Source organism: Ruegeria sp. CDSA034, from assembly GCF_059612275.1.
On sequence record NZ_JBXWQH010000035.1, the window covers coordinates 1 to 1,176 of the forward strand.

The window sequence follows — 1,176 nt, forward strand, 5'->3', positions numbered from 1 at the left end:
TTACTCGACGATTTTCGACACGACGCCGGCGCCGACGGTGCGGCCGCCTTCGCGGATGGCGAAACGCAGGCCGTTTTCCATCGCGATCGGTGCGATCAGTTCAACTTCGAACGACACGTTGTCGCCGGGCATAACCATCTCGGTGCCAGCTGCCAGGGTCACGGTGCCGGTCACGTCAGTTGTACGGAAGTAGAACTGAGGACGGTAGTTCGCGAAGAACGGAGTGTGACGACCGCCTTCTTCCTTGGTCAGGATATAGGCTTCGGCTTCGAACTTGGTGTGCGGTGTAACCGAACCTGGCTTACACAGAACCTGACCACGCTCAACGCCTTCACGGTCGATACCGCGCAGCAGGGCGCCGATGTTGTCGCCCGCTTCACCGCGATCCAGCAGCTTGCGGAACATTTCAACACCAGTACAGGTGGTTTTCTGAGTGTCACGGATGCCGACGATTTCGATCTCGTCGCCAACGTTGATCACGCCACGCTCAACACGACCGGTCACAACGGTACCACGACCCGAGATCGAGAACACGTCTTCGACCGGCATCAGGAACGGTTGGTCAACAGCGCGCTCAGGTGTCGGGATGTACTCGTCCACGGCAGCCATCAGCTTGCGGATCGATTCTTCGCCGATTTCCGGCTTGTTGCCTTCCATCGCGGCCAGAGCCGAACCTGCGATGACAGGAATGTCGTCGCCGGGGTAGTCATACGAAGACAGCAGCTCGCGGATTTCCATTTCCACCAGTTCCAGCAGTTCTTCGTCGTCAACCTGATCCACTTTGTTCATGAACACGACCATGGTCGGGATGCCAACCTGGCGGCCCAGCAGGATGTGCTCGCGGGTCTGCGGCATCGGGCCGTCAGCAGCGTTCACAACCAGGATCGCGCCGTCCATCTGTGCGGCACCGGTGATCATGTTCTTGACGTAGTCGGCGTGGCCGGGGCAGTCGACGTGCGCATAGTGACGCGTGTCGGTCTCGTATTCCACGTGGGCGGTCGAGATGGTGATGCCACGTGCTTTTTCTTCAGGCGCGCCGTCAATCTGGTCATACGCTTTGAAGTCACCGAAATACTTGGTGATTGCTGCGGTCAGCGTGGTCTTGCCGTGGTCAACGTGGCCAATCGTGCCGATGTTGACGTGCGGCTTATTACGCTCAAACTTTTCCTTTGCCAT

General features: G+C 58.6%; 1 protein-coding gene. It reads right to left on the reverse strand.

Translation table 11 applies throughout. From position 1 onward, the window contains the following. Positions 1–1,176: elongation factor Tu (gene tuf, locus AC2FLJ_RS22800; RefSeq protein ID WP_108861257.1), on the reverse strand; the 1,176-nt coding region annotated here is incomplete at its 5' end.